Annotated in this window: 17 protein-coding genes and 1 pseudogene; 13 read left to right on the forward strand and 5 right to left on the reverse strand. The window is 73.0% G+C overall.

All coding sequences use genetic code 11. The features are described from left to right. The first annotated feature begins 211 nt into the window (after positions 1 to 211). Together QF034_RS04440 and QF034_RS04445 are read left to right on the forward strand one after the other, a co-directional pair. A complete protein-coding gene (locus QF034_RS04440) occupies positions 212 to 1192 on the forward strand; it encodes a pectate lyase family protein (protein WP_307173674.1) in 981 nt (326 codons plus the stop codon). Positions 1193 to 1248: 56 nt separating this feature from the next. Continuing rightward, positions 1249 to 2037 carry a pectate lyase gene (locus QF034_RS04445; RefSeq protein WP_307173675.1) on the forward strand — a complete coding sequence of 263 codons (789 nt, stop codon included), beginning with the start codon at positions 1249 to 1251 and terminating at the stop codon, positions 2035 to 2037. An 80-nt stretch (positions 2038 to 2117) separates the two neighbouring features. On the opposite strand, the gene QF034_RS04450 is transcribed toward QF034_RS04445, so the two are convergent. Next, positions 2118 to 2876, reverse strand: coding sequence for a PaaX family transcriptional regulator C-terminal domain-containing protein (locus QF034_RS04450; protein ID WP_307173676.1), 759 nt, complete (start codon positions 2874 to 2876; stop codon positions 2118 to 2120). A 75-nt stretch (positions 2877 to 2951) separates the two neighbouring features. Here QF034_RS04450 and QF034_RS04455 point away from each other — a divergent pair, with 75 nt between their 5' ends. Continuing rightward, a complete protein-coding gene (locus QF034_RS04455; RefSeq protein WP_307173677.1) occupies positions 2952 to 4619 on the forward strand; it encodes an acyl-CoA dehydrogenase family protein in 1668 nt (555 codons plus the stop codon). A gap of 140 nt (positions 4620 to 4759) precedes the next feature. Then, a complete protein-coding gene (locus QF034_RS04460; RefSeq protein WP_307173678.1) occupies positions 4760 to 6841 on the forward strand; it encodes a HEAT repeat domain-containing protein in 2082 nt (693 codons plus the stop codon). An 88-nt stretch (positions 6842 to 6929) separates the two neighbouring features. Here QF034_RS04460 and QF034_RS04465 read toward each other — a convergent pair whose 3' ends face one another. Continuing rightward, complete coding sequence (locus QF034_RS04465; RefSeq protein ID WP_307173679.1) at positions 6930 to 7514, reverse strand: Rv1733c family protein; 585 nt, start codon at positions 7512 to 7514, stop codon at positions 6930 to 6932. Between the two features lie 261 nt (positions 7515 to 7775). Between QF034_RS04465 and QF034_RS04470 the strand changes: the two genes are divergently transcribed. From QF034_RS04470 to QF034_RS04485, 4 genes are all read left to right on the forward strand, one after another. Beyond that, entirely contained in the window at positions 7776 to 8873 is a 1098-nt protein-coding gene (locus tag QF034_RS04470; RefSeq protein WP_307173680.1) for a WD40/YVTN/BNR-like repeat-containing protein, read from the forward strand. A gap of 111 nt (positions 8874 to 8984) precedes the next feature. Then, complete coding sequence (locus QF034_RS04475; protein ID WP_307173681.1) at positions 8985 to 9662, forward strand: uracil-DNA glycosylase; 678 nt, start codon at positions 8985 to 8987, stop codon at positions 9660 to 9662. An 89-nt stretch (positions 9663 to 9751) separates the two neighbouring features. Next, positions 9752 to 10675, forward strand: coding sequence for an N-acetylglucosamine kinase (locus QF034_RS04480; RefSeq protein WP_370880768.1), 924 nt, complete (start codon positions 9752 to 9754; stop codon positions 10673 to 10675). 126 nt (positions 10676 to 10801) lie between these two features. Then, positions 10802 to 11725: a sirohydrochlorin chelatase gene (locus tag QF034_RS04485; protein ID WP_307173682.1), complete on the forward strand. Its 924-nt coding sequence runs from the start codon at positions 10802 to 10804 to the stop codon at positions 11723 to 11725. A gap of 123 nt (positions 11726 to 11848) precedes the next feature. Here the strand turns inward: QF034_RS04485 and QF034_RS04490 are convergent, their stop codons facing one another. Continuing rightward, the gene (locus tag QF034_RS04490; protein WP_307173683.1) at positions 11849 to 12877 is read right to left on the reverse strand and encodes a lactonase family protein; all 1029 of its coding nucleotides are present in this window, start codon (positions 12875 to 12877) and stop codon (positions 11849 to 11851) included. A gap of 320 nt (positions 12878 to 13197) precedes the next feature. Further along, positions 13198 to 14688, reverse strand: coding sequence for an FUSC family protein (locus QF034_RS04495; RefSeq protein WP_307173684.1), 1491 nt, complete (start codon positions 14686 to 14688; stop codon positions 13198 to 13200). Between the two features lie 209 nt (positions 14689 to 14897). On the opposite strand from QF034_RS04495, the gene QF034_RS04500 reads away from it, so the two are divergent. The 4 genes and pseudogenes from QF034_RS04500 to QF034_RS04515 all read left to right on the forward strand — a co-directional run bounded on the left by QF034_RS04500 (position 14898) and on the right by QF034_RS04515 (position 19984). Continuing rightward, positions 14898 to 15374 carry an Lrp/AsnC family transcriptional regulator gene (locus QF034_RS04500; RefSeq protein ID WP_020276158.1) on the forward strand — a complete coding sequence of 159 codons (477 nt, stop codon included), beginning with the start codon at positions 14898 to 14900 and terminating at the stop codon, positions 15372 to 15374. A 44-nt stretch (positions 15375 to 15418) separates the two neighbouring features. Continuing rightward, complete coding sequence (locus QF034_RS04505) at positions 15419 to 16114, forward strand: HAD family hydrolase (protein ID WP_307173685.1); 696 nt, start codon at positions 15419 to 15421, stop codon at positions 16112 to 16114. A gap of 143 nt (positions 16115 to 16257) precedes the next feature. Next, positions 16258 to 19081 (forward strand): annotated as a pseudogene (locus QF034_RS04510) (beta-L-arabinofuranosidase domain-containing protein). A 144-nt stretch (positions 19082 to 19225) separates the two neighbouring features. Then, positions 19226 to 19984 (forward strand): DUF4142 domain-containing protein, encoded by a 759-nt coding sequence (locus tag QF034_RS04515; protein ID WP_307173686.1) that lies wholly within the window; start codon positions 19226 to 19228, stop codon positions 19982 to 19984. A gap of 134 nt (positions 19985 to 20118) precedes the next feature. On the opposite strand, the gene QF034_RS04520 is transcribed toward QF034_RS04515, so the two are convergent. After that, the gene (locus QF034_RS04520; protein ID WP_307173687.1) at positions 20119 to 20886 is read right to left on the reverse strand and encodes a LysR family transcriptional regulator substrate-binding protein; all 768 of its coding nucleotides are present in this window, start codon (positions 20884 to 20886) and stop codon (positions 20119 to 20121) included. A 71-nt stretch (positions 20887 to 20957) separates the two neighbouring features. Between QF034_RS04520 and QF034_RS04525 the strand changes: the two genes are divergently transcribed. Beyond that, positions 20958 to 21350 (forward strand): DUF5997 family protein, encoded by a 393-nt coding sequence (locus QF034_RS04525; RefSeq protein WP_307173688.1) that lies wholly within the window; start codon positions 20958 to 20960, stop codon positions 21348 to 21350. Positions 21351 to 21468 lie beyond the last annotated feature (118 nt).

Below are 21468 nucleotides of genomic sequence, written 5' to 3' on the forward strand. Positions count from 1 at the left end.
CCCCCTACGTTCCGTTCAGCAGTGTGACCCGGGAGCGCCTCCGCCAGGGCGCCCGCCGGGGCCTGCGCGGCCCGGGGAAGTGCACCCCTGAGGCATGGCGGGGCCTCCGGACCGGCCGCACACAGCGCGCGCGGTGAACAACATGGCGAACCTCATTCATATACATGACCGACCTGGCACCATGAAGGCACCACGAAGGGACGCCCCCCACATGCGTACTCATCCCCCACGTACACGTGTCCGCAGATCCACCCTGGCGCTCGCCGCCGCATCCGCACTGGCGACCGTGGCGGTCCTGGCCGTTCCCCAGCCGGCCGGGGCCGCCGAGACCTCGCCCGTCGGGTTCGGCGCGGGAACGACCGGCGGCGGCAGCGCCTCGGCGGTCACCGTCTCCACACTGAGCGCCTTCAAGTCGGCGGTGACCGGCAACTCGGCCAAGGTCGTCCGGGTCAACGGCCTGATCTCGCTGAGCGGTCAGGTCGACGTCGGGTCCAACACGACCGTCCTGGGCGTGGGTTCGGCTTCCGGGTTCACCGGCGGCGGACTCCGGCTGAAGAAGGTCTCGAACGTCGTCATCCGCAACCTCGACATCAGCAAGCCGCTGGCGCCGGCCGACGGCATCACCGTCGAGGCGTCGAGCAAGGTCTGGATCGACCACAACTCCTTCTCGGCCGACCGCGATCACGACAAGGACCACTACGACGGTCTGCTGGACGTCAACCACGGCGCGGACAACGTCACGGTGTCCTGGAACACCTTCAAGAACCACTTCAAGGGTTCGCTCGTCGGCCACAGCGACAACAACGCGAGCCAGGACACCGGGCACCTGAAGGTGACGTACCACCACAACCACTTCGCCAACGTGTACTCGCGCATCCCGAGCCTGCGCTTCGGCACCGGGCACTTCTACAACAACTACGTCGAGGGCGCCGACACCGCCTGTCACTCGCGCATGGGCGCCCAGATGCTGGTCGAGAACAACGTCTTCCGTTCGACGAAGGTCGCGGTCACCACGAACCGCAGCAGCGACGTCGACGGATACGCCAACCTGCGCGGCAACGATCTCGGTGGAGCCGCCACCGAGGTCTCGCGGGTCGGCAGCTTCACCAGCCCGCCGTACGCCTACACGGCGGAGCCGGCCTCGTCCGTCGTCGCCTCGGTGACGTCGGGTGCGGGCGCCGGAAAGCTCTGACACCCCGTCCGCTCGGACACCCCCCATACGCTCAACACGACAGAAGGAATCGGGACATGACTTCTGCGACACGTCCGCGCGCCCGCAGGCGCGCGCTGACCGGCGCACTGGCCACCCTCGGGCTCTCGGTTGGCATGATCATGACTACCAATGCGCCGACGGCGAGCGCCGCCACCTGGCCGACTCCGAACGGCAGCCAGGGGACCTCTTCCACCATCTCCGTGTCCGGCACCAAGGACTACGGGATGAAGCGGTTCTACGGCACCGGAAGCCTGGCCGGTGACGGCCAGGAGGAGGGCCAGGACCCGATCTTCAAGCTCGCGGACGGCGCGGTGCTGAAGAACGTCATCCTCGGCGCCCCCGCCGCCGACGGCATCCACTGCGAGGGCAGCTGCACGCTCCAGAACGTCTGGTGGGAGGACGTCGGCGAGGACGCCGCCACCTTCCGCGGTGGCAACGGAGCCACCTACCAGGTGATCGGCGGCGGCGCGAAGAAGGCGGCCGACAAGGTCTTCCAGCACAACGGCGGCGGCACGCTGACCATCTCCAACTTCGCGGTGCAGGAGTTCAAGACGCTCTACCGCTCCTGCGGCGACTGCTCCACGCAATACACCCGCAAGGTCAACCTCAACACCATCGACGTGACCGGCACGGGCACCACCGCCCGGCTCGCCAGTATCAACGTCAACCGCAACGACGTGGCGACGCTGCGGAACATCACGATCCGCAACGACTCCGGCCGCAAGGTCGTCCCCTGCCAGAAGTACAACAACAACACCGCCGTCGGATCCGGACCCGACAGCAAGAACTGCCTCTACTCCACCTCGGACATCACCTACAAGTAGCCCCTCGGGCAACCGCAACCCCCCACGGTGAAGGCGGCCGTGCGAAGCGTCCCGGCGGGCGCTGCGCACGGCCGCTCGCGTCATGCGCCCCACCCACGCGCGCGTACCTCCCCCATCAGCTCCCTCTGATAGTCGGTGTAGGCGGCGCGCAGCCCCGCTCCCGGCCAGTCGGCGGGCAGGAGTCCGGGCGGCAGGACAGGGTCGGCCAGCAGGTGCCGCACGACGGCGGCGAAGGCGGTCAGACGGTCGGCGGGGCGAGGCGCCTCGGCGATGTGGGCGAGCAGCGCCCGGGACGTGGCGGACCAGGCGTCCAGCGGCCACAGGCTCCGGGCCAGCTCGCGAGCCGGCCGGCCGGGGCGGGCCGTGTAGTGCTGGGCCACCGGGTCCAGGTCGTCGGGCAGGGCGCGGGCCAGGTTGGCGGGGCGGAGCCAGACGCCCTCGCGGAGTTCGGCGAGCCGGAGGGCGGTCAGCCGGGCGCGCAGGTGGGCACGTTCGGCGGGGCCGCGTCCCGTCGCGGTGATCACGACCATCTCCCAGTCGCCGTTCCACGCGCGTGTGCGCGGGCGCACGGCGTCGTCCTGGCGGCGCTGGCGTTCCAGCAGCCGGTCGCTGAGGCGGTAGCCGGTGCCGGTGCGCCGCAGATCACCGGCGGCCACCATCCGGCTGAGCGCCGCCCGCAGTGTGGAGCCGCCGACGTCGAAGCCCTCCGTGAGCCGCACGAGCTCCCTGACCGGAAGTTCGGGGGGATGCGTGCCGAGCAGCAGGCTCAGCACGACCGACCGCGCGGACAGCGGCCGCAGATCGAGCGCGCCGGGCCGCGCCGGGACGTTCTTCGGCATGGTCACGTACTGTACGCGGCACCATTTCGTGTTGCAGGATTGCTGCGGCCGTAGACCAAGTGCAACACTCGACGTATGGTCTCGACACTCGGCGCACAGCAGGCGTACGGCGGGTCCGCCACGCACGACGTCACGAACCAGGCCCCGCCACTCGCCCCGTACGACGCCTCCGAGGACACGGCCCTGCTGGAGGGGCTGCGGCGGGAGGGCGCCGGGTGGGCCGAGGAGGACCTGCGGCGGCTCGGCAGGCAGGCCGGCAGTGTCCAGGCGCGGGAGTGGGCCGACCTGGCCAACCGCCACGAGCCGCAGCTGCGGACCCACGACCGGTACGGCAACCGCGTCGACGAGGTCGAGTTCCACCCGAGCTGGCACCACCTGATGGGCGCCGCGATCGCCGCGGGACTGGCCGCGTCGCCCTGGGCGGACGACCGGCCCGGCGCCCATGTCGCCCGGACCGCCGGCGGACTGGTGTGGGGGCACACCGAGGCGGGGCACGGCTGCCCGACGTCGATGACGTACGCGGCCGTCCCCGCGCTGCGCAGGCAGCCGGAGCTGGCGAAGGTCTACGAGCCGCTGCTGACCAGCCGGGAGTACGAGCCCGGGCTCCGGGTGCCGACGCAGAAGCGCGGGCTGCTGGCGGGCATGGGGATGACCGAGAAGCAGGGCGGTTCCGACGTCCGGACGAACACCACGACGGCCACGCCCTCGTCCGAACCGGGGGTGTACACCCTGCGCGGGCACAAGTGGTTCACGTCGGCGCCGATGTGCGACGTGTTCCTGGTGCTGGCGCAGGCCCCGGGCGGCCTGTCCTGCTTCCTGGTGCCGCGCGTGCTGCCCGACGGCACCCGCAACACCTTCCGCATCCAGCGGCTGAAGGACAAGCTGGGCAACCGCTCCAACGCCTCCTCCGAGCCCGAGTTCGACGGGACCGTCGCCTGGCTGGTGGGGCCCGAGGGGCAGGGCGTCAAGACCATCATCGAGATGGTCAACTGCACACGGCTGGACTGCGTGATGATGTCGGCCGCGCTGATGCGCACCTCCCTCATCGAGGCCGGGCACCACGCGCGGCACCGCAGCGCGTTCGGCGCACGGCTGGTGGACCAGCCGCTGATGCGCAACGTTCTGGCCGATCTCGCGCTGGAGTCCGAGGCGGCCACGACGCTCACCCTGCGGCTGGCCGGCGCGGCCGACCGGGCGATCCGCGGGGACGACCGGGAGACCGCGTTCCGCCGGATCGCCACAGCCGTCGGCAAGTACTGGGTGACCAAACGAGGCCCGGCCTTCACGGCGGAAGCCCTGGAGTGCCTCGGCGGCAACGGCTACGTCGAGGACTCGGGCATGCCCCGGCACTACCGCGAGGCTCCCCTGCTGTCGATCTGGGAGGGCTCGGGGAACGTCAACGCCCTCGACGTGCTGCGGGCGCTGAGCCGCGAACCGGGCACCGCCGAGGCCCTGTTCAGCGAGTTCGCTCTGGCCCGGGGGGCGGACGCCCGGCTGGACGCGGCCGTGACGCGGCTGAAGAACCGGCTGTCCGGGGCGTCACAGACGACGGCCCGCCGTCTCGTGGAGGACATGGCCCTGACGCTCCAGGCCTCCCTCCTCGTACGGTACGCCCCGCCGGCGGTCGCCGACGCGTTCTGCGCGACGCGGCTCGGGGGCGACTGGGGGTACGCCTTCGGGACGCTGCCGGAGGGGGCGGACCTCGGCGCGATCGTGGAGCGAGCGCTGCCGGGCGGGAACTGAACCGCCCCTGCCCGGGGCGAGAGAGTCGCCGTCGGCCAACGGGCGCACAGTTCGCGCACCGTCATCGCCCGATTCCGCTTCGTTGTCAGTGCCGTGGTGCAGACTCCCCGTCAGTTGGCACTTCGCCTGGGGAGGACAACGTGTTCAGGGGGATCGACGAGGTCGACTGGGCCTCGCTGCGGCATGCCGACGGCAGCGCGGAGGACGTGCCCGGGCTGCTGCGGGGACTGGCCTCCGCCGACCCGGCCGAGCGGGAGACCGCGCTCGACCGGATGTACGGCGCCGTGCACCACCAGGGCGACGTGTACGACTCGACGCTCGCCTGTGTTCCGTTTCTCCTCGCGCTCGCCGTCCGTGAGGAGGTGCGGGACCGGGCGGGGATCGTGGAGCTCCTCGTCAGCATCGGTGGGCCCGAGGAGGGCGGAGGTGGGCGCGACGAGGGCGGGGACGGATCGGGCGGAGGCGGGGACGGATCGGGTGATCTCGCTGCGAGGGCCGGTGCCGCCTTGCGGGCGGGTGCCGATGTCTTCGTCCGGCTGGCGGGAGACGCGGACGCCGGAGTGCGCCGGGCGGCTCCGGTGGCCCTCGTGCGGTTCCTCGACCGGCCGGCGCGGGTGCTCGCCCTGATACGGGAGCGGATCACCGTGGAGCGGGACGACCGGGTCCTGCTCGCCCTGGCCGAGGGCCTCGGCCTGTTCGCACGGCGGCACCTGCCGACCGGCGACGCCCACGCCGCCGAGGCGGTGTACCTGCTGGCGGCACTCAGCGGGCCGCCTCACGGACCCGCGCTGCGGCTGGCCGCGCTCGGGCAGCTGGCGCGATGCGCACCGGAGTTGCTTCCCGCGGATCTCGTGCCGACCGTGGTCCGGCTGCTCCGGGACAGGTCCGGGCAGCGCGTCCACGGGAGGCCCGCGCCGCACGGGCCCGGTGTGGACACGCTCGCCGGGCGGCTGCGGCGGCTGCGCCCCTCGGACGAGGAGGGCTCCCGGCTGCTGCGCACGCTGCACTCCGCGCTCGACGGAAGGGTGGCCGACCGGGTCGCCCTGCTGTGCGGGCAGTTGACCAGCCCGGATGCCCTGGACCGGTGCAACGCCGTGTGGATGTCGGCCGGGCTGTTCCGCGAGTGGCGTGCCGGTGTGGCGGAGCCGGTCGCGCTCATAGGTGCCCAACTGGGCGCCGAGGAGGCACGGTTGCACGACGCGGCGGTCGCCGTCCTGGTGGAACTCTTCGAACTGGCCCTGCCCGCGGCGGACCACCTCCACGCGCTGGTGAGCTGCCGTCCCGAGTTCCGGATACGTCACCGGGAGCGGGGAGCCCCGACACTGGGCGGCCCGCTCAAGGCGCTGGCCAGGGCGGGTGACGCGCGGGCCACGCCGGTGCTGGCCGAGGTGCTGGCGGGCCCGGTCGTACCGCACGACCTGGGGCTGGTGATACCCCACCTGGGCCGCGCGGCCGCGCCGCTCGCGCCGGCCCTGCGGCGACGCCTCGCCCGCGTTCGGCTCGACGGCCCCGACACGCACGAGCGGGCCGTTCCCCTCCTGTCGGCGCTCGCGGCACTGGGCGACGCCGAGTCCGTGCCGTCGGTGCTGCGTCTGCTGCGTGGCATGCCGGACGGGCTGCGGCTGCGCGACGCCGTCACGGGGGCGGCGGTCCGCGCGCTCGGGGTGTTCGGCGGCGCCGCGCGCGAGGCGATACCGGATCTGCGCGGGCTGCTGAAGACCGGCTGCGCCGTCGCGGCCGCGGACGCGCTGTGGTCCCTCACGGGTGAGGCGGATGCCGTCGTGCCCGTGCTGCTCCGGAAGCTGACGGAGCCCGGGAGCGGCCGGTACCGCCCCGCTGATGCCGCGGACGTGCTCGGACGGCTGGGGCCGGCGGCCCGTACGGCCCTGCCCGCGCTGCGCCGGATGACCGGCTCCGGCGAAGCCTCGGAACGGGCCGCGGCGGCGTGCGCGGTGTGGCGCATCGCCGGGGAGCCGGAGCAGGTTCTTCCCGTCCTCCGCGCCGCGTGGGTCGAGCACCCGCGCACCCGTACGACGATCGCCGGGTGCGTGGCGGCGCTGGGTCCCGGGGGAGCGCCCCTGCACGACCTGCTGCGAGCGGAGCTGATGTCCCCCCGACGGCATCGGAGCGACTCCGGCGGCTACGACAGCCACGACATCCATGAGGACGAGGGGTTGCTGCGGGTGTGCCGGGTGGTGCCGGCCCGGGAGGGAGGCGGGTAGGGCGGCCGGGCTGGGAGGGGCCCGGCCTCGTCGGGCGGGACCGGCCCGTCCTCGTCGGGGCCCGTCCGGACGGGACCGCCCCACCCGCTCACCCCGTCGTGCGCCCCCACAGCGGGCCGAAGCGGGACCACTCGGCGTCCCACTGGTCCACGCGGCGGCGTTCCAGGCGGCGGCGTACCGCGCGGCCGGCGGCGAGTGGCGCGGTCGCCGCGCAGACGCCCGCCGCGCCGCCGATCAGGGAAGCGCGTACGCGGGCCTGGGCCTCGGTGACGGGGCGGGTCACCTGACGGCCCTCGCGGTCCGTCCACACGGTGATCGGCGAACCGGCCTGGCTGCCCGCCAGGACCCGCACCTGCCCTGAGTGCGAGGAACCGTCCGCGGCGGTCCACCGTGCCTCCGCCCACACGTGCTCGGCACGGGAGACATCGCCGTTCTCGGAGGCCGTCCCGGGAGCCCGCTCGGCGAGCCGGGCCACGAGGGGGCGCCACTCGACGCGCTCGCGGGCCAGGCCGTCCTCGACGGACCGGCCCACCGTCAGGCCGGCGAGCACCCCGACGAACACGGTGAGCGTCCACACGCCCAGCACGACCCAGGCCTCCACCCTGTCGGCGCGCCGCTTGAGCGGATTGCGCCGCCAGCGCCACAGCCACACCTTCGGACCACGTAACGCCATCGAAGGCATCCTCCTCACGAGCGCATGACCATCCCGCCGCCCTCCCCATACGGAAGAGGGCCGCTGGATGCTCACTGCACGTACCCCGGGAGGGCGCCGCGGTCGACGGCGGCGCCTTCGCAGGCGAGAGCGACGGACGCCCGCACATCGCGTCGACACGGCCCTGACCTGCACTGGAGTCCGCTGCGGGGGTGACTGTCAGTGGTGGGGTGCAGACTGGCCCGTGTCTGAGACGAGGGCGTCGACGACGACGCCGCGGAGGTGATCGGCATGACCGAGGTACTGCTCGCCGTGGGCACGCGCAAAGGCCTGTTCATCGGGCGCCGGCGAGGCGGTGGCGCTTGGCAGTTCGACGAGAGCCCCTACTTCAACGCGCAGGCCGTGTACTCGGTCGCCATCGACACCCGCACCGCGACCCCGCGGCTGCTGGCCGGCGGCGACAGCGCGCACTGGGGCCCGTCCGTGTTCCACTCCGACGACCTGGGCCGGACGTGGACGGAACCGGCCCGGCCGGCCGTCAAGTTCCCCCAGGACACGGGGGCGTCCCTGGAGCGGGTGTGGCAGCTGCACCCGGCGGCGGCCGAGCCGGGCGTGGTGTACGCGGGCACGGAACCGGCCGCGCTGTACCGCTCGGAGGACCGCGGGGAGACGTTCGAGCTCGTCCGGCCCCTGTGGGAGCACCCCACGCGGTCGAAGTGGGTGCCGGGCGGCGGGGGTGAGGGCCTGCACACCGTGCTCACCGACGCGCGCGATCCCAGGGCGGTGACGGTCGCCGTCTCGACCGCCGGCGTGTTCCGCACGCTGGACGGCGGCGCGACCTGGGCGCCCGCCAACTCGGGCGTCTCCGCGGTGTTCCTGCCCGACCCGAACCCGGAGTTCGGCCAGTGCGTGCACAAGGTCGCCCGGGACTCGGCGACCCCGGACCGGCTCTACCTCCAGAACCACTGGGGTGTCTACCGCAGCGACGACGCGGGCGCTCACTGGACGGACATCGGCGAGGGCCTGCCGTCCACGTTCGGCTTCGCGGCGGCCGCGCATCCGCACAGAGGCGACACCGCGTACGTGTTCCCGATCAACGCCGACGCCGACCGGGTCCCGGCGGACCACCGCTGCCGGGTCTACCGGACGGCGGACGCGGGCAAGAGCTGGGAGCCGCTCTCGGCGGGGCTGCCGCAGGAGGACCACTACGGCACGGTGCTGCGCGACGCGATGTGCACGGACGACGCGGATCCGGCGGGCGTCTACTTCGGCAACCGCAACGGCGAGGTCTTCGCCTCGGCGGACGACGGCGACAGCTGGCAGCAGCTCGCCTCGCATCTGCCGGACGTGCTGTGCGTGCGGGCCGCGGTCGTCGGCTGAGGGGAGGACGAGGCGGAGGGCCAGGCCGGGGGCGGGGCGAGGAATGAGCTTACGAGCGGGCCTTGGCCACCGGTTGATCCCGGCTGCCCGTACGGCAGTAGGGTGACGCCCGTGGCACCACGACCCTTGCATGAAATCGTCGAAGCGGGCTGGGCGAAGGCCCTGGAACCGGTGGCCGAACGCGTCGCCGCCATGGGGGACTTCCTCCGCGCGGAGATCGCCGCGGGACGCACCTACCTCCCGGCCGGGCCGAACGTGTTGCGGGCCTTCCAGCAACCTTTCGACGACGTACGGGTGCTGATCGTCGGTCAGGACCCGTATCCGACCCCGGGGCACGCGGTGGGGCTGTCGTTCTCGGTCGCGCCCGAGGTGAGGCCGCTGCCCGGCAGCCTCATCAACATCTTCCGGGAGCTGAACACCGATCTGGGCCTGCCGCAGCCGTCCAGCGGCGACCTCACGCCGTGGACGCGGCAGGGCGTGCTGCTGCTCAACAGGGCACTCACCACCGCCCCGCGCAAGCCCGGCGCCCACCGGGGCAAGGGCTGGGAGGAGGTCACCGAGCAGGCGATCCGGGCCCTGGCGGCGCGCGGCAAGCCGCTGGTGTCCGTCCTGTGGGGCCGTGACGCCCGCAATCTGCGCCCGCTGCTCGGCGACCTGCCCTCCGTGGAGTCCGCCCACCCCTCCCCCATGTCGGCGGACCGGGGCTTCTTCGGCTCCCGCCCGTTCAGCCGGGCCAACGACCTCCTGATCCGCCAGGGCGGCCAACCGGTGGACTGGCGCCTGCCGTGACCGGGGCCTCGGAAGGCCCGGCGTCGGAAATCTCGGCGCCGCAAGGCTCCGGCTTTCTCGCCGTGGACTCCGGCGGGTCCGGACTCCGGGTGGCCGTGGGAACCGCCGAGCGCGGACCGCTCGCCCGGCGGGCGTCCGACGAGCCGGTGCGCACGGGTGACCGAGGCATCGACCCCGAGCATTTCATGGCGCGGCTGGTGCCCCTGGTGCGTGCCCTGACCGCCGAGGCGGGTCCCGTGCGGCTGACCGCCGCCGTCGTCGGCGCGGCCGGGCTCGCCTCGCTCGGTGACGGGCTGCGCGCGGAACTGCCGGGTGCCCTGGCCCGGGAGTTCGGCGTGCGGAGGGTCGCGCTGGCCGCCGACGCCGTGACCGCGTACGTCGGTGCCCTGGGGCCCCGGCCGGGCGCCGTGATCGCCGGCGGTACGGGACTGATCGCGATCGGCACCGACCTGGCGGGCTGGCGTCGGGCGGACGGCTGGGGGCATCTGCTCGGCGACTGCGGCGGCGGTGCCTGGATCGGGCGGGCCGGACTGGAGGCGGCGCTGCGGGCCCACGACGGGCGGGCGGGCGGCTCGTCCCGGCTGCTGGCCTGCGTCGAGGAGGTGTTCGGGCCCGTGGCGGGGTTGCCCGGCGCGCTGTATCCGCGTCCGGACCGGCCCGCCGTCCTCGCCTCGTTCGCGCCCCGGGTGGCCGCCTGCGCGGACGGGGACCCGGTGGCGGCGGGCATCCTGCGCGCGGCCGCCCGGCACATGGCCGACTCCGCGGCGGCCGTGTGCCCGTCCGGCGGCGAGCCGCGCCTCGCCGTCACCGGCGGCCTGTTCAAGATGGGCGACCCGCTCCTCGTGCCCCTCGACGAGGAACTGGCGCGGCGGCTCCCGCACGCGCGGCGGGTGCCGGCCGAGGGCGATCCGCTGCACGGCTCGGTGCGCATGGCGGCCGAGCTGAGCGCCGGTCCGCTCACTCTGCCGGGTGACGAGGCCATGCTGAGCGTGACAACCCTCTCGGGTGACTGATCCGGTCGCGCACCATCCGCACGTCATTCCATCTGTACGTAACTCATCAGACAAAACCGGACGGATACCGCTCACCTGCACCCTCCCCGAACAGGGGAGCCCAGGAAACCAGTAACATGCGGCGCCATGAGTTCCCCCACTGGACCCGAGTCCGGCCTCCCAGTACGAATGCCGCGACCCCGCCAGCCCGGACGGCACCGCCGTCCGGAGCCGCTGGTGGCTCCCGAGGGCGCGCCCGCGCTCGTCCTCGCCGTGCCGGGCACGCCCAGTAGCGCCACCCGCAGCCTCGCCGAAGAGGTCGTGAGCATCGCCCGCTCCGAGCTGCCCGGCATCGACGCCCGCATCGGGTACCTCGACGGGGACAACGCGGAGTTCCCCACGCTTCAGGCCGTGCTCACGTACACCGCCGAGGAGCGCACCGCCCGCTTCGAGCAGGCGCGTGCCGCCGGCATGGACGTCAGGGAGCCCGACGGGCCCGTCGCCGTCGTCGTGCCGCTGCTCGCCGGCCCGGACAGCGCGCTGCTGCGCCGGGTCCGCCAGGCCGTCATGGAGAGCCGGATCGCCGCCGAGCTGACCGATGTCCTCGGCCCGCACCCGCTGCTCGCCGAGGCGCTGCACGTGCGGCTCTCGGAGGCCGGTCTGGCCCGGGCGGACCGGGCCCGGCTGTTCACCGTGGCCACCGCCGCCGACGGCATCATCCTGGCGTCCGTGGGCGGTGACGAGGCCGTGCAGGCGGCCGGGATCACCGGCATGCTGCTCGCCGCGCGCCTCGCGGTGCCGGTGATGGCGGCGGCCCTGGACCAGGAGGGCTCCATCGCGTCCGTCGCCGAGCAGCTGCGCTCCTCGGGTTCGCAGCAGCTGGCCCTCGCGCCGTATCTGATCGGGCCGGAGATCGAGCCGGGGCTGGTCGAGGAGGCCGCGAAGGAGGCGGAGTGCTCCGCCGCCGAGTCGCTCGGGCCGTACCCGGCGATCGGGAAGCTGGCGCTGGCCAAGTACACGACGGCGTTGGGAATCACGCCGCAGCAGGCTCAGGGCACGCCGGTTCGCTGACGTCGCCCCGTACGACCGAGAAGGCCCGCCCCGGACCGGGGCGGGCCTTCTCGGTCGTACGGGTGGCCTTCGTCGTCGGGACGGTCCTTGGTCGTCAGGGCGGGGCGCCCCCGCACACCCCTGTCAGCCGAGGATGACGCACGACGCCGCCGGCACCCTGATCGAGCCGGCGCGTCGCGGGATGCCCGTGCGCGGGTCGGTGGCGAACCAGGCCACGTCGCCGGAGCGTTCGTTGGCGACGTAGAGGAAGCCGTCGGAGGCGGCGAGGGCGCGTGGCCAGTGGCCGCCGCAGGGCACCGTGGCGATCAGCCGCAGTTCCTCGCCCTCGACGGCGAGCACGGACAGGACGTCCTCGCCGCGGGTGGCGGTCCACACGAAGCGGCCGTCGGGTGAGGTGACGATGCCCGAGGGGTAGGCGTCGCGCGCCGGTGCGCCGGGCAGGACAGGGGTTTCGGTCAGCGGCGTCAGCACGCCCCCGGCCGCGTCCCAGCGGCAGACGGTGACGGAGGGGGTGAGTTCGTTGACGACGTACGCGTACGACCCGTCCGGGTGGAAGGCGAGGTGCCGCGGGCCCGAGCCGGGCCGCAGGGCGGTCTCCCGGTGCAGGGCGAGGGTGCCGTCCGTCAGCGTGCAGATCCGCACGGAGTCGGTGCCGAGGTCCACGCTCACGGCCCAGCGGCCGCTCGGGTCGGGCTGCACGTGATGGGCGTGCGGCCCGTGCTGGCGGGGGGTGTGCGGGCCGGCGCCGGTGTGCTGGAGCACGTGGGCGGCGGACCGGGCGAGGGTGCCGTCGGGGCGGACGGGGATCGCGGTGACGCTGCCGGAGCCGTAGTTGGCGGTCAGGACGTGTCCGGCGAACAGGCTGAGGTGGGTCGGCCCGTCCCCGTCGACCGGCACGGGCCGCCCGGCCGGCTCGGGCTTGTCCCCGTCCACTCGGTACGCGGCCACCGCGCCCTCGGCCGTCTCACTGACCGCGTACAGGACGTCCGCGTCGGGGGACAGGGCCAGGTAGGCGGGGTCGGGGACGGCGTCGACGCTGCTCAGGACGGTCAGCGCGCCGCTGTCGGCATCGACGGCCGCCGTCACGATCCCCGGGCCGCCGGCCGCCGTGAACGACCCGATGTACGCCCGCCGCCCGCCCTCGTCAGCCACGGCTGTCCCCTCTCGTCCGCACTGTCACGCAACCGTCCGGAATGCCCGCGCCGCTGTCGGGAATGCCCGCGCCGCCGTCGGGAATGCCGCGTGCCGATCATGCGCGGTCTAGACCAAACGGTCAAGGACTGAGCCGCCCCCGCTCAGGCGCACGCACCGCTCACGCACCGGCCGAGGGCGAACCCGAGGATGCGTGGAGCGGCCGGGCGAGTCCGGCCCAGAACCGCTCCGAGGCCGTGCCGCGCTCAACCCCGTTCAGCGGCGGACCCGACCGCCGGGCAAACCCGGGCAGGCCCCCTCAGCGCTGCGCCGTGCAGCCCTCATGCCCCGACCCACGGCGAACCCGACGAGGTGCGCAGCGGTCGGGCGAGTTCCGACAGGGCCCGCTCCAGGCCGTGGAGGTGGGCCAGAGCGGGTTCCGTCGTGGCGGGGGTGTCCGCCTGGACCGAGACGTCTCCGCCGTCGGTGAGCGCCTCGACCGCGGCCTGTACGCGATGACAGGCGGCGGCCAGACGGGCGTCGTGGGAGGCCTCGGGGTCGGCGGCGACGGCGACCAGGCCCCGGATCTCCCGGGCGCAGTCGTCGAGGAGAGCGAGTACGTGCCGGGCGCGTCGCTTGCGGCCGAGCATCGGGTTCAGCGGATGCACCAGCGGGGCGACGGAGAGCCGTACCCGGGCGAGCAGCTGCTCCAGTTCGGCCGCCCGCGGGGCCGGGTCGGCGTCGGCCGCGCCCGCCAGGCGCCGGGCGGCCTCGGCGGTGCAGGTGTGGACACAGCGCAGGGCCCGCTGGATCCAGGCGTCGGTGATGCTGTGGGTGGTGACGGGCAGGACGAGGATCACGGCCAGTGCGGCGCCGAGCGCGCCGACGCCGGTCTCGGCTAGCCGCAGGGCGAGCAGGCCGGGGCCGAGCACGCCGAGGAGGCCGTAGAGGAGCCCGGCGAGGAGGGTCACCCAGAGCATCATCCAGGTGTAGGACACGGCGGCCGTGTAGAAGATGCCGAAGACGCACGCGGCGGCGAGGACCGCCGTGACGGTCGGGTCGCCGTGCACGGGCAGGGCGACGAGCAGGCCGGCGGCGATGCCGATGACCGTGCCGAGGAGCCGGCGGAAGCCGCGGACCAGGGTCTCGCCGCGCGAGGTGGTGTTGACGAAGATCCACCAGGTGGCGCCGACGGCCCAGTACCAGCGCTGCCCGGACACCAGCTGGCCCACGAGCAGGGCGAACCCCGCGCCGGCGGTCGCCTGGACCGCCTGGCGGGTGGTCACCCGGGCCAGGCCGGTCCCGCCCGGCGGTGCGGGCACGGCGGGCGGGGGCAGGCGGCGTTCGTAGCACCACAGCCCGAAGCGCACCACGGCGGCGGCGAGGACGGAGAGCAGGACCGCGGCGTACACCTCGGGCAGCTGGCCCGGGGTGGCGTGCAGGAACTGCGCCACGAAGAAGGTCATGAACGCGAACACGCCGAGGCTGTGCCCGCGCGGCCCCCAGCGGCGCGCGTACACGCCCGCGCCGACCACGCCGAGGAAGGTGAGGTCGCGGGCCACCGGGTGGTCGTGCAGTCCGGCCGCGGCGGTGAGCACGGGCAGTCCGACGGCGGGCAGCAGCGCGGTGGTGACCGCCTGCCCGCGGACCGTGGCGTCGGTGACGGTGAACAGGGCGAGCAGGGCGGCGAGACCGCCGGTGACGGCCCCGGTGAGGGAGTGTCCGGCGAGGCCGCACACGGCGACCGCGAGCGCGATGCCGAGCACGGCGCGCGTGGCGAACCGCAACCGCGTCCGCCCCGGATCCGGAGCCACGAACACCCTCTTCAGCACCGCTTACCGCCTCCTTCGAAACACCGGATCGGAACGCCGGATGAGAAAGCATGAAAAAGGCGCCGCGGGGTCCGCAGCGCCATCGACGCGTCCATATCAGCATCCCGGACGCCACTGGCTCAACAGGCTCTTTCTAGACTGTGCCATTGGTACATCCGGGGCGGCCGGGGAGCGGCCGTGGCAGGGCCAACGGACGAGGAGAGCGTGGCATGGCCGTGGACGAGCTCGACACCCGCATCCTGCGGCTGCTGCTGGAGCAGCCGCGCACGAGCGTGCGCGAGTACGCCCGGATCCTCGGTGTCGCCCGGGGCACGTTGCAGGCCCGGCTCGACCGTCTGGAGCGCGACGGCGTGATCACCGGCACGGCACCGGCCCTCTCCCCCGCCGCGCTCGGGCATCCGGTGCTCGCGTTCGTGCACATCGAGGTCACCCAGGGGCATCTCGACGAGGTGGGCGACGCGCTGGCGGCGGTGCCCGAGATCGTCGAGGCGTTCTCCATCACGGGCGGCGGGGATCTGCTCACCCGGGTCGTGGCGCGGGACAACGCCCATCTGGAGGACGTCGTCCAGAAGCTGATCAGTCTGCCCGGGGTCGTCCGCACCCGCACCGAGATCGCCCTGCGTGAGCGGGTCCCCCACCGGCTGCTGCCGCTGGTGGAGTCGATCGGCCGCGCGGCCCGGTCCTGACCCCCTGGCGGTCTGCGGATCATGGTCTTTGACATGCTGGAATCATGAGCAATCTCGGCGGCATATCGGTCATCTTCGATCTCGACGGAACGCTCGTGGACAGCGAGCCGAACTACTACGAGGCGGGCCGGCAAACCCTCGCCGAGCACGGCGTCGCCGACTTCAGCTGGACGGACCACGAGCGGTACGTCGGCATCAGCACGCAGGAGACGGTCGCGGACTGGATCGAGCGGTACGGTCTGCGGGCCTCCGCCGAGGAACTGTTCACCGCCAAGAACCGCCGCTATCTGGAACTGGCGCGCGGTTCCACGCGCGCGTACCCCGAGATGCGCACGTTCGTCGAGCTGCTCGCGGCCGAGGACGTGCCCATGGCCGTGGCCTCGGGGTCCTCGCCCGAGGCCATCGAGGCGGTCCTGGCGGGCACGGGCCTGGACGCCCGTCTGCGGACCGTCGTCTCGGCCGACGAGGTCGCGCACGGCAAGCCGGCCCCCGACGTCTTCCTGGAGGCTGCCCGCCGGCTCGGGGCGGACCCGGCGGCCTGCGTGGTGCTGGAGGACGCCGCCCCGGGCGCCGCCGCCGCGCACGCGGCGGGGATGCGGTGCATCGCGATCCCGTACGTCCCGGCACAGGCGGACGCCCCGGAGTTCGCCACCGCGGGTCTGCTCCTGCGGGGCGGCCAGGAGGAGTTCACGGCACAAGCCGCGTACGACTGGCTCCGGAACTCGCCCGGCGTTTCCTGAACTTCACCCCTCCCGCCCCGTTGACGCTCCCCCGTCCCCTCCCTAGGGTCTGGTCGATCATCCGCACAGTGTTCGACATTTCGACCAGACCGCGTACCGCTAACCCGTGAACCCTGGACCCATGGCCCCGTGGAGGAGCACACATGGCACGGCCCCTCTCCAGACGAACCCTTCTCCAGGCCGCGGCCCTCGCCGCGGCCGTACCCGGCGATATCCGAGGTCAGCACAAGGCAGGCTGCCGCGTCCGCCGTGACCGCGGCGGTCGCCGCCGGCACCCCGTCCGCCTGGACCGTACGTCCCTTCGCCCTGGAGGACGTCACCCTCGGCCGGGGCATCTTCGCCGACAAGCGGCAGCTGATGCTGGACCACGCCCGCGGCTACGACGTGAACCGGCTGCTCCAGGTGTTCCGCGCCAACGCCGGTCTCTCCACCGGCGGCGCGGTCGCCCCCGGCGGCTGGGAAGGGCTGGACGGTGAGGCCAACGGCAACCTGCGGGGTCACTACACCGGCCACTTCCTGACCATGCTGGCGCAGGCGTACCGCGGTACGAAGGAGCGGGTGTTCGCCGACCGGATCGGCACCATGGTCGGGGCATTGACCGAGGTGCGCGCGGCGCTGCGGCGGGACCCGGCGGTGCTGAGCGTGCCCGGGAAGTTCGGGACCGGCGCGGATCAGGTGCGGGGTTCGTACCAGTACGTGGATCTGCCGGTGACCGTGCTCGGCGGGGCTTCGGCGATCACCCTCTCCGTCTGGGTGCGGCCCACGCACGACGCCAACTGGACCCGCGTCTTCGACTTCGGTGACGACACCACCCGTTATATGTATCTGGCCGCCCGCAACCAGGCCGGAGTGCCGCGCTTCGCCATCACCACGTCGGGCGCCGGCGGCGAGCAGGCCATCAACGGCACGGCCCCGCTGCCGCTGGACCAGTGGAGCCACCTGGCGGTGACGATCGCGGGCGGCACCGGCACGCTCTACGTCAACGGCACGGCCGTGGCGCGGAACACCGCGATGAGCCTCACCCCGGCGGCCCTCGGCACGCTGAAGAACAACTGGCTCGGCCGCTCCAACTACTCCGCCGACCCGGTCTTCGCGGGCGCCTACGAGGAGTTCAACGTCTTCTCACGGGCCCTGACCGCCGCCGAGATCACCGAGTTGCAGAGCCGCCGGGCCGCCGACGCCTCGACGAGCCGGGGCGACCTGGCGTCGTACGCCTTCGACGAGACGACCGGCGGGACGTTCGCGGACGCCTCCGGCCGTGGCCTGGCCGCCACCCTGCGCCGCACCTGGGGCGGGCCCAGCCACCCCGGGTTCCTCGCGGCGTACCCGGAGACGCAGTTCATCGACCTGGAGTCGAGGACCAGCTCCGACTACACCAAGGTGTGGGCGCCGTACTACACCGCGCACAAGATCCTCAGGGGGCTGCTCGACGCGTACACCGCAACGGACGACGACCGGGCCCTGGACCTCGCGTCCGGCATGTGCGACTGGATGCACTCCCGGCTGTCCAGGCTGCCCGAGTCCACACTCCAGCGCATGTGGGGGATCTTCTCCAGCGGCGAGTTCGGCGGCATCGTCGAGGCGATCTGCGACCTGCACACGATCACCGGCAAGGCCGAACACCTCGCGCTGGCCAAGCTGTTCGACCTCGACCGGCTGATCGACGCGTGCGCGGCTGACACCGACATCATCGACGGACTGCACGCCAACCAGCACATCCCGATCTTCACCGGCTATGTGCGGCTGTACGACGAGACGGGCGAGGAGCGCTACCTCACAGCGGCGAAGAACTTCTGGGACATGGTCGTACCGCACCGCATGTACGGCATCGGCGGGACCAGCACCCAGGAGTTCTTCAAGGCCCGGGACGTGATCGCGGGCACCATCAGCGCGACCACCGCGGAGACCTGCTGCGCGTACAACATGCTCAAGCTGAGCCGGACCCTGTTCTTCCACGAGCAGGACCCGACGTACATGGACTACTACGAGCGGGCCCTGTACAACCAGGTACTCGGTTCGAAGCAGGACAAGCCGGACGCGGAGAAGCCGCTCGTCACGTACTTCATCGGGCTGACGCCCGGTCATGTCCGGGACTACACGCCCAAGCAGGGCACGACCTGCTGCGAGGGCACCGGCATGGAGAGCGCCACGAAGTACCAGGACTCGGTGTACTTCGCGAAGGCCGACGGCAGTGCCCTGTACGTCAACCTGTACAGCCCGTCCACGCTGACCTGGGCCGAGAAGGGCGTCACGGTCACGCAGACCACCCGCTTTCCGCGGGAGCAGGGCAGCACGCTGACCTTCGGGGGCCGCCGGGCCTCCTTCACGCTGCGGCTGCGGGTCCCGTCGTGGGCGACGGCCGGGTTCCGGGTGACCGTCAACGGGCGTGCGGTGTCCGGGACTCCGAAGCCCGGGAGCTACTTCGACGTGTCCCGGACCTGGCGGGCCGGCGACACCGTCCGCATCGCCATGCCGTTCCGGACGCGGGTGGAGAGGGCCCTCGACGACCCGTCATTGCAGACCCTGTTCCACGGCCCGGTCAACCTGGTCGCCCGCGACGCCGCCACGGAGTACCTCAAAGTCGGACTGTACGGCGATGCCGGGCTGTCCGGCGATCTGTCGCACTCCCTCACGCCGGTCGCGGGCAAGCCGCTGCACTTCACGCTGGACGGCACGGAGTGGGCGCCGTTCTTCGAGGGGACGGAGGATCCGACGCACGCCTACTTCCGGCGCTCGGAGCCGAAGGTCGTCTTCGGCGGGCGGGACTCGGGCGTCGCCAACCCGGCGAAGGCCGACGGCTCCACGCTGCTGGACGAGGTCTGGGCCGGGGCGCCGTTCCGGAACAAGGGGGCGCTGGTGGCGCGGGTGCGGTCCACGGTGGACGCGTGGGTGTCGGCCGGGCTGCTGAGCCGAGCGGACGGCGACAAGGTGGTGAGCACGGCGGGCGCGGCCTCATACCGGCCCTGAGCCTTTCCGCCCCGGTCCGGTGCCGTGTCGCCCTCGGCACCGGGCCCGGTCGGACCGCCGAATTTTTTTTGCGGCAGCGGTGATTGTTTTGGCTCTGGCATACGTACCTTCTGGCGTTGGGCCGTTCATATCCCAGGAGGCACGATGCGCATCTCGCGCAGCACGGCAGGAACCGCGTTCGTGGGCGGTGCGATGATCCTGACGCTCACCGCGCTCGCCTATCCGAGCATGCTGGGCGTGCAGAACACGGCTTCCGGCCAGGACCGCATCATCGCCAACACCCAGTGGGGTCCGCTGACCGAGGCGGACCGCGACTTCGTGGTCCGTGTTCGCGCGGCCGGCTTGTGGGAGTACCCGCTGGGGCAGATGGCGATGGAGCGGGGCACGACGCCGGCGATGAAGGAGGTTGCCCAGCATCTGCTCGTGGGGCACGGCCGGCTCGACGCGTCCTGCCGCAAGGTCTCCACTGACCTGGGCATCACCCTGCCGAACGAGGCGTCGCCGCAGCAGCAGCAGTTCGTGGCGACGGCGGAGGGCGCTACCGGCAAGGAGTTCGACTCCACGGCCGTGACCATCATGCGCGTCGCGCACGGGGGAATCTTCCCGACGATCGCCAAGATCCGGGCGACCACCCGGAACAGCCTGGTGCGCCAGCTGGCCGACCAGACCAACGACACCGTGCTCGACCACATCACGGTCCTGGAGAAGACCGGTCTGATCAATCACGAGCAGGTCAGCTTCCAGATCACCTCCCCTCCCAAGCTGCCCCAGGACCAGACGACGCCGCCGCCTCCGCAGGCGGGTGCGCCGGTCCGGGTGCTGCCGATCCCCGAAGACCTGAAGGACCTGCAGACGGTCGCTCCGAATCCGTCCTTCGGGGCACCGTCTCCGTCGGCGGGGTGAGCGCGGGCGCCGGGTTCCGGCCGAGGCCGGCGCCGGCCGGAATGCCAGGGGCGCCGGCCGGCGCCGAGGCCGGGTGAGCGTCCCCGCCGCCGGCCGGCCCACCTGCGCCGGGGCGAGCCCGCGCCCGTCGCGAGCTACGCCCGGCGGCGGGGCCTGCCCCGCTTTCCGCCCTTCGGGGTGGCGCCGGCGCCGCCCGCGCGCCGGTTCGCGCCCTGCTGCTTGGCCGCCGTCGGCTTCCGCCGGGCTCCGTCCTTGTCCGTGCGCATGGGCTTCTCCTGCGCCGCAGGCTGCTTGCGGCCCCGGGTGCTGTTGGCCGTGCGGCCGCGGACGATGCCGATGAAGTCCTCCACCAGGTCCGTCGTCGCCTCCTCGGGCCAGGCCAGGGCCACGCTCGACTCGGGGGCGTCCTTGAGGGGACGGTGGGTGAGGTCCTTGCGGTGGTGGAGGCGGGCGAGCGACAGGGGGACGACGAGCACGCCGATCCCCGCCGCGACCAGTTCGACGGCGTCGGCCGTGGTGGCGGGGCGTTCGAGGGCGGGCCGCCCGGGGAGGTTCTCCCAGTCGAGGACGTCGTCGAGGGGGTGCAGCACGATGTCGTCGGACAGGTCCTCCGGGGACACCTCGTCGACCGCCGTGACCAGGTGATCCTGGGGTACGACGACGACCGTCTGCTCGGTGTAGAGGGGGATCGCGCTGAAGACCGTCCGGTCGACGGGAAGGCGTACGAGACCCGCGTCGGCGTCCCCGTCCAGCAGCCGCCCGGCCGCCGCCCCGGGGGGCACCTGCGTCAGGGCCAGCGGGACATCGGGCTGCCGCTCGTTCCAGATGCGCACCCACTTGTCGGGCATCACCCCGGGGACGTACACGAGCCGGAACGAGGGAGATTCATCCGAGCCTGTCACCCGGCCAGGTTACCGGCCGTGGTGAGCTGCCGTGGTCAGCGGTCGCGCACACGCTCGATACGCTGGACGGCATGACGTCGCACCAGAGCACCCAGACCATGAAGCCCGCGACCGCGGCGAAGAAGCTGGGTGTGTACCTCGAGGCCACACCCGCCGAGTTCCGGGAGGGCGTCGTCTCGCGCGCCGAGCTGAACGAGCTCCAGGCGAACCCGCCGCAGTGGCTTCAGGACCTGCGGGGCAACGGCCCGCACCCCCGCCCGGTGGTAGCTGCGAAGCTCGGCGTCTCCATCGCGGGTCTCGCCCGCGGCGGTGTCACCGAGCCCCTCACCACCGAACAGATCGAGACGCTGAAGCAGGACAACCCCGAGTGGCTGCAGCGGGAGCGCACCACCCAGGCGGAGGTCCGCAAGGAGGCGGCCCGGCTCAAGAAGAAGAACGCCGAGCGCGCCGAGCACAGCGGCTGACCTCGGACCTTCTCTCACACGGCCCCAACCGGTCCATCCGGTTGGGGCCGCTGTCGTTCTCCGGGCCCGCGCACGGCTTCGTGTGGCCTCGTGTGACCTCGGTGAAATGTTTCAGCCA

This window comes from Streptomyces africanus, from assembly GCF_030816955.1.
GTDB lineage: Bacteria > Actinomycetota > Actinomycetes > Streptomycetales > Streptomycetaceae > Streptomyces > Streptomyces africanus.

Excerpts from the sequence above, each read along its gene's own strand:
- QF034_RS04465 (WP_307173679.1), bottom strand. The coding sequence starts at position 7,514 with ATGGCGTTACGTGGTCCGAAGGTGTGGCTGTGGCGCTGGCGGCGCAAT.
- QF034_RS04505 (WP_307173685.1), top strand. The coding sequence starts at position 15,419 with ATGAGCAATCTCGGCGGCATATCGGTCATCTTCGATCTCGACGGAACG.
- QF034_RS04455 (WP_307173677.1), top strand. The coding sequence starts at position 2,952 with ATGGTCTCGACACTCGGCGCACAGCAGGCGTACGGCGGGTCCGCCACG.
- QF034_RS04445 (WP_307173675.1), top strand. The coding sequence starts at position 1,249 with ATGACTTCTGCGACACGTCCGCGCGCCCGCAGGCGCGCGCTGACCGGC.
- QF034_RS04485 (WP_307173682.1), top strand. The coding sequence starts at position 10,802 with ATGAGTTCCCCCACTGGACCCGAGTCCGGCCTCCCAGTACGAATGCCG.
- QF034_RS04440 (WP_307173674.1), top strand. The coding sequence starts at position 212 with ATGCGTACTCATCCCCCACGTACACGTGTCCGCAGATCCACCCTGGCG.
- QF034_RS04450 (WP_307173676.1), bottom strand. The coding sequence starts at position 2,876 with ATGCCGAAGAACGTCCCGGCGCGGCCCGGCGCGCTCGATCTGCGGCCG.
- QF034_RS04515 (WP_307173686.1), top strand. The coding sequence starts at position 19,226 with ATGCGCATCTCGCGCAGCACGGCAGGAACCGCGTTCGTGGGCGGTGCG.
- QF034_RS04500 (WP_020276158.1), top strand. The coding sequence starts at position 14,898 with ATGGCCGTGGACGAGCTCGACACCCGCATCCTGCGGCTGCTGCTGGAG.
- QF034_RS04525 (WP_307173688.1), top strand. The coding sequence starts at position 20,958 with ATGACGTCGCACCAGAGCACCCAGACCATGAAGCCCGCGACCGCGGCG.